The 10,315-nt window shown below is 37.9% G+C and carries 11 protein-coding genes; all 11 read right to left on the bottom strand.

The features are described from left to right. Positions 1-122: 122 nt before the first annotated feature. Genes J7J33_05600 through J7J33_05550 form a run of 11 tightly spaced genes read right to left on the bottom strand, consistent with a single transcriptional unit; the run spans position 123 to position 10,021 of the window. Positions 123-662 carry a 2-oxoacid:acceptor oxidoreductase family protein gene (locus J7J33_05600; protein MCD6168753.1) on the bottom strand — a complete coding sequence of 180 codons (540 nt, stop codon included), beginning with the start codon at positions 660-662 and terminating at the stop codon, positions 123-125. Further along, on the bottom strand, positions 662-1,414 hold the full coding sequence (locus tag J7J33_05595) for a 2-oxoglutarate oxidoreductase (protein ID MCD6168752.1): 753 nt from the start codon (positions 1,412-1,414) through the stop codon (positions 662-664). Before J7J33_05595 ends, J7J33_05600 begins: the two co-directional genes overlap by 1 nt. A gap of 1 nt (position 1,415) precedes the next feature. Continuing rightward, positions 1,416-2,480: a 3-methyl-2-oxobutanoate dehydrogenase subunit VorB gene (locus J7J33_05590; GenBank protein ID MCD6168751.1), complete on the bottom strand. Its 1,065-nt coding sequence runs from the start codon at positions 2,478-2,480 to the stop codon at positions 1,416-1,418. Beyond that, on the bottom strand, positions 2,477-2,710 hold the full coding sequence (locus J7J33_05585) for a 4Fe-4S binding protein (GenBank protein MCD6168750.1): 234 nt from the start codon (positions 2,708-2,710) through the stop codon (positions 2,477-2,479). Before J7J33_05585 ends, J7J33_05590 begins: the two co-directional genes overlap by 4 nt. 9 nt (positions 2,711-2,719) lie before the next feature. Continuing rightward, positions 2,720-3,397 (bottom strand): hypothetical protein, encoded by a 678-nt coding sequence (locus tag J7J33_05580; protein ID MCD6168749.1) that lies wholly within the window; start codon positions 3,395-3,397, stop codon positions 2,720-2,722. Continuing rightward, the gene (gene buk, locus J7J33_05575) at positions 3,390-4,457 is read right to left on the bottom strand and encodes a butyrate kinase (GenBank protein ID MCD6168748.1); all 1,068 of its coding nucleotides are present in this window, start codon (positions 4,455-4,457) and stop codon (positions 3,390-3,392) included. The genes J7J33_05580 and buk (J7J33_05575) overlap by 8 nt, the downstream gene beginning before the upstream one ends. Before the next feature lie 52 nt (positions 4,458-4,509). Continuing rightward, a complete protein-coding gene (locus J7J33_05570; GenBank protein MCD6168747.1) occupies positions 4,510-5,757 on the bottom strand; it encodes a Glu/Leu/Phe/Val dehydrogenase in 1,248 nt (415 codons plus the stop codon). A 55-nt stretch (positions 5,758-5,812) separates the two neighbouring features. After that, complete coding sequence (locus J7J33_05565; GenBank protein MCD6168746.1) at positions 5,813-6,715, bottom strand: bifunctional enoyl-CoA hydratase/phosphate acetyltransferase; 903 nt, start codon at positions 6,713-6,715, stop codon at positions 5,813-5,815. A 10-nt stretch (positions 6,716-6,725) separates the two neighbouring features. Continuing rightward, complete coding sequence (buk, locus tag J7J33_05560) at positions 6,726-7,787, bottom strand: butyrate kinase (GenBank protein ID MCD6168745.1); 1,062 nt, start codon at positions 7,785-7,787, stop codon at positions 6,726-6,728. Further along, entirely contained in the window at positions 7,780-9,492 is a 1,713-nt protein-coding gene (gene recN / locus J7J33_05555) for a DNA repair protein RecN (GenBank protein MCD6168744.1), read from the bottom strand. Before recN ends, buk (J7J33_05560) begins: the two co-directional genes overlap by 8 nt. 46 nt (positions 9,493-9,538) lie before the next feature. Next, positions 9,539-10,021, bottom strand: coding sequence for a hypothetical protein (locus J7J33_05550; GenBank protein MCD6168743.1), 483 nt, complete (start codon positions 10,019-10,021; stop codon positions 9,539-9,541). Positions 10,022-10,315: the final 294 nt, after the last annotated feature.

Here is a 10,315-nt window from a genome sequence, read left to right as displayed (position 1 = left end):
CTTTTCTCATAATCACTTAAGTATAAAATATAAAGAGATTAAATTCAAGGATGAAGATTTTCGATGAGATATGACAGACAATAAACATTTATGGGGAGGTAACTAACCTCCCCATATTCAACTCACTTTACGAGTTTTGCTCCCTCATCAAGAGCTTTAAAGTTTACCTCCACTAAGTGTTTCTTTCTTTCACCCAAGAACTTCTCCACTGCTTTTTTAATCTCCTCAAGAGGAATCACTCCTGTTTTAGTTATGAAGGCACCAAGTACAACCATATTCGCTGTTAACGGGTTACCAATTACTTCTTCAGCAATTTTATTTGCAGGGATTTCCAGAACTTCAATGTCATCTCTTTCCACTTTTCTATCTACAAGGGATGAATTTACAATAAGGAGGCCACCTTTTTTAACTCTTGGTTCAAATTTATCAAGGGAGGGTCTATTCATAACAATTATATTTTCACTTGTGGCAAGAACAGGAGATGCAATGGGTTTATCAGAAACAATCACAGTACAGTTTGCTGTTCCACCTCTCATTTCAGGTCCGTAGGATGGGAAGAATGTAGCATTAACACCCATTCTCGTAGCAGCTTCACATATAACCTCTCCTGCAAGCATTACACCCTGACCGCCAAAACCAGCAATTATCACTTCAAGATACATCACTCCACCCCCTCTTTAACTTTAAATTCACCAAGAGGATAGTAAGGAATTAACTCTTTTTCTATTCTATCAAGGGCTTCAATGGGAGTCATATGCCATTGAACAGGACACGCGGAGAGAAATTCAACCATTGAAAAACCTAATCCTTTAAGTTGAGCATTAAATGCCTTCCTCAAAAATTTCTTGGCTTGAACTATTCTTGCCGGTTTATTAACAGCTGCCCTCGCAATGTATGCTGGTCCCTCAAGAGTTGCAAGCATCTCACTTACTCTTATTGGATAACCACAAACATTTGGATCTCTCCCATATGGACTTGTGGTGGTTTTCTGTCCAACAAGAGTTGTAGGTGCCATCTGTCCACCTGTCATTCCATAATTTGTGTTATTGATAAACACGACAGTAATCTTCTCTCCTCTTGCTGCTGCATGTACAATCTCAGCCATACCAATGGATGCAAGATCACCATCACCTTGATATGAGATAACAAAGCTATCAGGACTTGCTCTCTTTATACCCGTTGCCATGGCAGGCGCTCTTCCATGAGCTGCCTCAACTCCATCTGTTTTAAGATACTCATACCCGAGGACAGAACAACCCACAGGCCAGACTATTACAGTCTTCTCTAAAAGGTTCATTTCATCTATAAGCTCTGCAACTAATCTATGGATAATTCCATGATGACATCCAGGGCAGTAGTGGGTATTCTTCTTCTCTAAGGATTTTGGAAAAGTGTATATAGGCTTTACAGTCATTTTATTTCACCTCCTCAAGTTTTTTCTTGAAAAACTCCTTTATCTCATCAACTGTTGGAACCATTCCTCCCGTTCTTCCATAAAAGAATACTGGCTTTTTGTCCTTTATTGCAAGGTTCACATCCTCGAGCATCTGACCAAGATTCATCTCCACATCGAGGAAGAACTTGACTTTATCAATAAATGCTGCAAGTTCTTTATATGGGAAGGGCCAGAGAGTTATGGGTCTAAATAGACCAACCTTTATACCCTCATTTCTCAATTCATCTACAGCAGATTTCACAATTCTTCCTGTAGTTCCAAAGGCAACAATTAGATACTCTGCGTCATCACACCTATACTCTTCCCATCTCTTCTCCTTCTCTTCAACCTCTTTATACTTCTTTTGTAGATCAAGGTTTATCTTTTCTAAATTTTCAGGCTTTAGGTCAAGGGATGTTATTATGTTTTTAGGTCTTCCCTTTGCGCCAGTTGTTGCCCATGGCTTTTCTGGTAGATCTTCAGGTTTTATATCATATTTAAATTCAACTGCTTCCATCATTTGTCCAAGAATACCATCAAGTAAAAGTTCCACAACCATTCTGTATTTGTCTGCAAGATCAAAAGCTACCGGAACTAAATCTACAACCTCCTGAACTGTGGATGGTGCAAGAACAATTAAATGATAATCACCATGTCCTCCACCTTTTGTTGCCTGAAAGTAATCTGATTGAGCAGGTTGTATATCTCCAAGACCAGGACCTCCTCTAACAATGTTTGCCACAACTGCTGGAACGTTGGAACCAGATATATATGAAATCCCTTCCTGCATAAGTGAAAAACCTGGTGAAGAGGTAGATGTAAAAACTCTCTTTCCTGCGCATGCTGCACCATAAACCATGTTTATCGCAGCAACTTCACTTTCAGCCTGAAGGTATGTTCCTCCAATAAGAGGGAGTTTTCTTGAGAAATACTCTGGAGTTTCATTCTGAGGAGTTATGGGATATCCAAAAAACAATCTACAACCAGAACGAATAACTGCCTCTGCAAGTGCTTCTGCCCCTTTCATAAATATCTTTTCACTCATTTTTTCACCTCCTCCTTAATCCTGTAAACCTCAATGGCTGCCTCAGGACAAACCTGAGCGCAAATCCCACACATTATGCATCCATCCTCATCGACGAGTATTGTTGGATGATACCCTCTGGAATTTAAATTCTTATCCATGGCTAATACATGAGTGGGACAGAAATGGATGCAATACCCACACTCCTTACAACGCTCTCTGTCAATAATTACTTTACTTGGCTTTTCCATATTCCCTCCTTATCTTTCTCCTGGATACTTTATAAAAGTCTTCATAGGGAAAATATACTCATAAAACTCTTCATCCCTAAACTTATCCACCATACTCTCCTTCACACCAACAAACGCAATAGGAATACCTAAAACCCCACTTACCTCCTTAACAACTTTGTAACCCTTAATTACATCCTCCTTTTTTGTGTGTTCCCGCAAATGAGAATTTGAAACTATACCACTTATCTTAAGGCCACTAGCAGATTCAAGAGTTTTTATTGCATTTTCTATCTCCTCCTTCGTTTGGGTAAATGGCCTGAAGATGTTTACAACAAAAAATAAATTATAGGGGAATTCTCTTAACTCTGGAAACTGCCTTAATATAAAGGAACTCTCCTCTCCTCCTCCAATATCGTAAACACAAAATCTATTCTCATCGAAAATACAAGATTTTGTTGCATGAATGAGTATTGGAAGGTCTGCCTGTTTGTATTTTTGTGGTGGTGATACCACATTAACTCCAAATTTCTCTATCTCATCTTTTAAGTCCCTAAGTCTTATATAGGGCTTCATTATGTCAAGGTCGATGAGATCCACATCTTTGTCTTTCTCTTTTCTCAGTTTTATGGCATAATTTATTGAAATTTCTGTCTTTCCGCTTCCAATTTCACCAATAAATATTGTTATTTTCTTTACATTATTCATAAATCTTTGCCTTCTCTTCTCCTCTCAGAACTCTCAAAGCACCAAAGGCAAGTGCTTCCATTTCATTCTCTCCAGGATAGATCTTTACTGGAGCAATAAAGGATACTCTCTCTTTCACCCACTCTGTTAACATCTTGGAGTAAGCAAGACCACCAGTAAGAATTATTGCATCAACATCACCCTTCAAAACTGTTGCCATCTCACCAATGGTTTTTGCTATTTGATATGCCATAGCTTCGTAAATTAATTTAGCGTGTTCATCTCCCTCCTCTATCATCTTCTCAACCTTTCTGGCATCGTTGGTTCCAAGATGAGAGACAAGGCCTCCCTTGCCTGCGAGTTTCTTAAGCATTTCCTCAAGGGTAAACTTCCCTGAAAAACACATATCAACAAGTGCCTGTGTAGGTAGACCTCCAGCTCTTTCAGGAGCAAAGGGACCATCTCCATTTAAAGCATTGTTTACATCAACAACTCTTCCCCTTCTGTGGGCACCAATGGATATTCCTCCACCAAGATGGACTACAATAAAGTTTACATCCTCATACCTTTTACCTAAATCTGACGCAGCCTTTCTTGCCACAGATTTCTGATTTAAGGCATGGAATATACTCTTTCTTTCTATCTCTGGCAAGCCGGAAATCCTTGCCAGATCATCCATTTCATCAACAACAACTGGGTCAACAATGAATGCAGGAATTCCAAGAGGTTTTGCAATCTCATAGGCAAGGATACCACCAAGATTACTTGCATGTTCTCCCTGAAGTCCTATGCGTAAATCGTGAAGCATCTTTTCATTAACAAGATATGTTCCTCCAGGAACAGATTTTATAAGTCCACCTCGCCCCACAACTGCTGAAAGAGAAGATAGAGGAATTTCTTTCTCTTTTAAAAGGTTAAGAACAATATCTCTTCTAAATTCATACTGATCAACAATTTTCTTAAATTTCTTAAGTTCTTCTGCATCGTGCCTTAAAACTTCAGTAAACAATGGTTTTTCACCTTCAAATACGGCAACCTTTGTGCTTGTAGAACCTGGATTTATAACAAGAACTCTCTCCATTTTTAGCCTCCAACACTTTGAGGGGGCAAAGCCCCCTCTTCTCTAAGTTTTATTAAATCCAACCTCTCACCTTCATAGCTTCTACCACTCTCTTTATCGAAACTACACCTGCAGCAACTCTCATTCCTATGTTCATCTCCTTATGGGTATTATAAACATTCTGGAATGCACTCTTCATTTTCTTTTCAAGTTTCTCAAGGACTTCCTCTTCTGACCAATAATAACCGTAGTTATTCTGAACCCACTCAAAGTATGAGACTGTAACTCCACCTGCATTTGCCAGAATATCTGGAATAACAAGTACCCCATTCTTTGTGAGTATCTTATCTGCTTCAGGTGTTGTAGGACCATTTGCCGCCTCTGCTACAATCTTTGCTTTAACTTCATTTGCATTCTCACCTGTTATCTGGTTTTCAAGTGCCGCTGGGATAAGAATATCGCATTTTACAGTCAAAGGTCCTTTAGAACCTATCTCTTTTGTTCCAGGGAATCCACTTACACTCTTATTTTTCTTCTTCCAATCTAAAACCTTGTCAGGATCAAGTCCATCTTCTGAATATATTCCACCTTTAGAGTCACTAACAGCAATTATCTTTGCCCCTCCATCATGCATAAGTTTTGCAGCCCAGTAACCTGCATTTCCATAACCCTGAATGGAAACAGTTGCACCCTTTAAATCTATACCAAGAACTTTGACTGCCTCTTCTATGACAAAGCGTGTACCCATAGATGTAGCAAATCCTCTACCCTTTGAACCACCTATAATTATTGGTTTTCCTGTAATGACACCTGGTACATTGTAGCCTTTGATCTTTGAATACTCATCCATCATCCATGCCATAATCTGTGGGTTTGTATATACATCTGGAGCGGGAATGTCTCTCTCAGGACCTATAAACTGCCATATAGCATCAATGTATCCCCTTGACAATCTCTCCAATTCTCCTTCACTCATCTCTTTAGGATTACATTTTACTCCTCCCTTCGCTCCTCCATAAGGAATGTCAACAACCCCACATTTTAATGTCATCCATGTGGAAAGTGCCATAACTTCATCCATAGTCACATTTGGATGAAATCTAATTCCGCCTTTTGTTGGACCAAGTGCATCATTGTGCTGAGATCTAAATCCAGCGAAAATTTTAATACTTCCATCATCCATTTTAACAGGGATTCTTACACTTAAAACTCTTTTAGGCCATTTTAAATACTCAATAACCTCATCGGAAAGCTTAAGAACTCTACATACTTCCTCAATCTGCTCTTGAACAATCTTGAAGGGATTTAATTCCTTCTCCATCTCTACCTCCTTTTATTTAAATTTTTTATAAAACCCACCATGCCTCCCTTACTATTCATGTGTACCTTGACACAAGAGAACTTAGAACAATTGAATAGAATTTAGATTCGGGAGTATCTGCACGGGATGGAAGAACCACTGGAACTTTTGCTCCTATCACAACACCTGCACTCTTTCCATCGGATAGATAATTCAAAATCTTAAAGAATATATTTCCCGCTTCAATATTTGGAACTATAAATACATCTGCATCGCCAGCAACAGGTGAATCTATGCCTTTGTGCTCTGCAGCCCATTTTGAAATTGCATTGTCGAAGGCAAGAGGGCCATCAGCTATGATACCTTTAATCTGTTTTCTTTGAGCCATCTTTGCAATAAGTGCTGCATCAAGGGTTGATGGCATTTTTGGGTTAACTATTTCAATGGCAGAAAGAAGTGCAACCTTTGGAGTTTCAATTTCAAGAGCTTTAGCTACAATGAGGGCATTCTTAAGAATCTCTACCTTCTCCTCAAGACTTGGTGCTATAACCATTCCACCGTCACTCATTATTATAAACTTGGGATACCTTGAGCATGACAAAACACCAACATGGGAGAGAAGTTTATACTTTCTTATCCCCTTTTCTTTATCAAGAACGGCATGCAGTAAATCCGGTGTTTTTACAAGGCCCTTCATTATAAGATCAGCTTTACCCTCCCTTGCAAACTGAATGGAAAGTTCTATGGCTTTGTAGTAGTCCTTCTCCTCAACAATTTCCATGTCAGGTTCAATATTTGCCTTCTTCAAAAACTCCACAATCTTCTCCTTGTCACCAATTATAATTGGTTCAATGATACCTTCATCTTTAGCTTTCTTGATGGCTTTCAGATCCTCAACCTCATAAGGATTGGCAACTGCAAGTCTTCTCTTCCCAAGTCCCTTTGCTCTTTCCACCAACTCATCAAAATTCTTAAGCATATCTACCTCCTTAAGTATAGATTTTGGCTTCTTCCTCTCCCCGAAGGACTCTCAATGCACCAAGAGCGAGTGCCTCAAGTTCCTTTTCACCGGGGAAGAGGACAATAGGTGCAATAAATGAAACTCTCTCTTTTATAAGTTCCACAAGTCTCTTTGAATTAACAACTCCCCCTGTAAGAATAATCTCATCCACATCTCCCTTGAGAACTGTTGCATCTGCACCTATCTCCTTTGCTATCTGATATGCCATAGCTTCAAAAATAAGTTTCGCAAAATCATCTCCCTCCTCTATTCTTCTCTCCACCTCTCTCATATCATTTGTACCTAAGTATGCGACAACACCTCCTTTCCCCATAAGCTTCTTTTTAATCTCTTCCTTTGTATACTTTCCTGAAAAGCACATCTTGACTAAATCACCAGATGGGAGACCTCCACTTCTTTCAGGAGAAAAGGGACCACCAGAACTTGCATCATTTACATCTACAATTCTTCCCTTCATAAATGGTGCAATTGATATCCCTCCTCCTATATGTCCAACTATAAAATTAAAATCTGAAAGTTTCCCTCCCTTTTCCTTTGCTCTTTGAATCGCAACTCTCCTCATATTTAAGGCATGTAAACGGGATTTTCTCTCAATCTCTTTAAGTCCTGATATTCTTGCAAGGGGAATAAACTCATCAACAACCACTGGATCGACAATAAATGCAGGAATTCCAAGAGGTTTTGCAATCTCATAGGCAATTACCGCACCAAGATTACTTGCATGTTCAATTGGAGAATTCTTTGAATCTTCTATCATCTTCTCATTGACTAAATATGTACCTGCAGAAACTGGATGTATAATACCTCCTCTCCCCACAACAGCTGAAAGTTCTTTCAGGTCTATATGGTTTTTGTTTAGAAAATCAACAACAGCACTCTTTCTAAACTCATACTGATCAAATATTCTCTCAAATTTAGAGAGAAATGCCGCATCATGAGTTATTGTCTCCCTTAGAATCTCCCTCTCATCCTCAAAAAATCCAACCCTTGTGCTGGTTGAACCAGGATTAATAACCAGTATTTTATACACCTTCTACCTCCCTTTGTTTTAATAATTCTCTTGCATGATTTATAGCTGTATCTGTAACTTTCAAACCACCAATCATTCTTGCTATCTCATAAACTCTCTCTTCGTCTTCAACTCTTTTAGCTGTAAGATAGGTTTTACCCTCGGTGAAATTCTTTGATAGAACAATATGAACCTCACCAAGAGATGCAATTTGGGGAAGGTGGGTTATAACTATGGTTTGTAAATTCTTTGATAGATTGAGGAGTTTTCTTCCAACCATCTCTCCAACCCTCCCTCCAATTCCCTGGTCTATCTCATCAAAAACTATACAGGGTATCTCCTCTTCGCTGGCGAAAATTGTTCTTATTGCAAGCATTATCCTTGATAACTCTCCCCCTGATGCAATCTTATTTAATGGCTTTTCACTTTCACCTGGATTTGGTGCTATGTAAAACTCTACCATTTCAAATCCCCAGTTGTAAGGTTCAAGTTTCTTTCCATCAAAGGGCAAACCATCTTCGCTTTCTTTCTCCAAAAATTTTATATACACCTTTGCCTTCTCCATTGCAAGATCAGAAAGCTCCTTTTCTATTCTTTCTTCAAGGATTCTGGCGTTTTCTTTTCTCTTCTCTCTTAGAAATTTTCCTATTGATACAAGTCTATCTTCAAGCTCCCTCTTTTCCTTTTCAAGATTCTCAAGTTTGTATGTTCTATTCTCTAATTCTGAAAGTTCATCTTTAGAGGTTTCAAGGAAATTTAGAATGTCTTTTGTGGTTCTTCCATACTTTCTCTTAAGTTCATCATATGTTGAGAGCCTTTCCTCTATGCTCTCTAATTCGTTTGGATCAAATTCTATCTCCTCTTTTCTTTTTTTGATAGAATCCACAACATCTAATAACTTTGATTCAACCTCTTCAAGGATAGGTAAAAATTCCTCTACCTTCTTATCAACATCCTGAATCTCACTGAGAAGTTTCTCTGAAAGAGATACCGATTCAACTGCACTTCCCTCCTTTCCTTGAAGCAGAGAGAACACATTCTGATAGATCTCTTTAAGTTTTGACACATTTCTTAGTATGCGGCTTTTTTCCAATAGCTCTTCTTCTTCTGACTCGCTTATTCCGGCATTTTCAATCTCTTCTATAATAAACCTTAGATAATCTTTTCTCCTCTGGGCTTCCTCCTGTGTGGATTTAATTTTTTCAATTTCTTTTTTTATATTTTTGTATTTTAAAAGAATCCTTGCAAATTCCTCTCTTTGTTTTAAAAACTCCTCTCCTATAAATCTATCAAGTAGTTCCAAGTGTTTAGCCCTATTCAAGAGAGATTGGGGTTCGTGTTGACCATGAATATCTATAAGGATTTCGCCAATCTCCCTGTATAGAGAGTATGGAACCACCATACCATTTATTCTAAATTTTTGCCTTCCCTCTTTTGGAATCTCTCTCTGAAAGAATAATACCTCATCTGAAATGCCCATTTCTTTAAGCTTTAATAGAGCTTTTTCACTATGGGAGACATCAAATGTGGCTGACAAAAGAACTTTGTCAGTTCCCTCCCTTAACATCTCCTTTGAAAATTTATTTCCTAAGGTAACTCCAAGTGCTGTTATTAGAATTGACTTCCCGGAACCTGTCTCTCCAGTTATTACATTTAAACCCTGTCCAAATTCTACAGATAGATCTTCAATAATCGCAAAATTTCGTACATTAAGATTTATTAACATCCATATATATTTTATCAAAAAATAGACAAAATAAAATAGAAAATTTTTAAATCCTACCAAAAATTTGAGAAAGTAAGCTCCTTGCACTATTAAAGTCTGACCTAAACAAAAGTTTTAATTTTTCACCAGATGTAGTTGTTATGAAAAGGGTATGTGGATTCTCATACTCTACATCTCCATCCTCATCATAGGAAACACTCCCTTTCTTAAGTCTTATTTTACTCACATTCGAGGGGACTATGAAAAAGTTCCCTTCTGTTTCTTTTAATATCTCTTCTGGATCCATATCAAAGTATCTTTTATAGAAGGTAAGACCTGTCCCGAGTTTAGCAAAAAATTGTCTTACCTTACCCCTCCCCTCTTCTTCAAGTTTCTCTGCTCTCTTTTTTGCCTCCTCTTTTATCAACTCCTTTCTGAAACGGGCAAAAATCATCCTTTTATCTGTAATAACAAGATTGTAAAGAATGCTTTTAAATAAACCTTTCTTTAAACTCACATTGGGAAGTGCTCCCAGAATTTTCTCTTCCATAATTTTTCTCCTTTTCTCAATTAATGAACTAATTATATCAAATTTCTACGGTTTTTCCATGATCTACCACAATTTCTTCCTCTTAAGGGAATTAAGAATACGAAGATCTTTTCCCAAAAAAACAACCTAATCCTTTCTGCTAATTATGGTATATAACTCATGGTTTTGTGAAAATTATTGTTAAACTTGAGGGCTCTGAAATAGATAAAAGTTCATAGGTTTGAAGTGAATTATAGTTTTGATTAGGAAAAGAGAATTCATGTTTTGAATAAGAGCTATAAGAGAGGTGATTAA

It is taken from the genome of Caldisericia bacterium, assembly GCA_021158845.1.
Lineage (GTDB): Bacteria > Caldisericota > Caldisericia > B22-G15 > B22-G15 > B22-G15.
The sequence above is the reverse complement of the archived record's forward strand: the minus strand, read 5'-3'. Positions and strand labels throughout refer to the sequence as shown.

What these genes read in the sequence shown, in the direction of transcription:
- recN (MCD6168744.1), bottom strand. Translation starts at nt 9,492, where the DNA reads ATGTTAATAAATCTTAATGTACGAAATTTTGCGATTATTGAAGATCTA.
- J7J33_05580 (MCD6168749.1), bottom strand. Translation starts at nt 3,397, where the DNA reads ATGAATAATGTAAAGAAAATAACAATATTTATTGGTGAAATTGGAAGC.
- J7J33_05600 (MCD6168753.1), bottom strand. Translation starts at nt 662, where the DNA reads ATGTATCTTGAAGTGATAATTGCTGGTTTTGGCGGTCAGGGTGTAATG.
- J7J33_05585 (MCD6168750.1), bottom strand. Translation starts at nt 2,710, where the DNA reads ATGGAAAAGCCAAGTAAAGTAATTATTGACAGAGAGCGTTGTAAGGAG.
- J7J33_05550 (MCD6168743.1), bottom strand. Translation starts at nt 10,021, where the DNA reads ATGGAAGAGAAAATTCTGGGAGCACTTCCCAATGTGAGTTTAAAGAAA.
- J7J33_05565 (MCD6168746.1), bottom strand. Translation starts at nt 6,715, where the DNA reads ATGCTTAAGAATTTTGATGAGTTGGTGGAAAGAGCAAAGGGACTTGGG.
- J7J33_05570 (MCD6168747.1), bottom strand. Translation starts at nt 5,757, where the DNA reads ATGGAGAAGGAATTAAATCCCTTCAAGATTGTTCAAGAGCAGATTGAG.
- buk (MCD6168748.1), bottom strand. Translation starts at nt 4,457, where the DNA reads ATGGAGAGAGTTCTTGTTATAAATCCAGGTTCTACAAGCACAAAGGTT.
- J7J33_05590 (MCD6168751.1), bottom strand. Translation starts at nt 2,480, where the DNA reads ATGAGTGAAAAGATATTTATGAAAGGGGCAGAAGCACTTGCAGAGGCA.
- J7J33_05595 (MCD6168752.1), bottom strand. Translation starts at nt 1,414, where the DNA reads ATGACTGTAAAGCCTATATACACTTTTCCAAAATCCTTAGAGAAGAAG.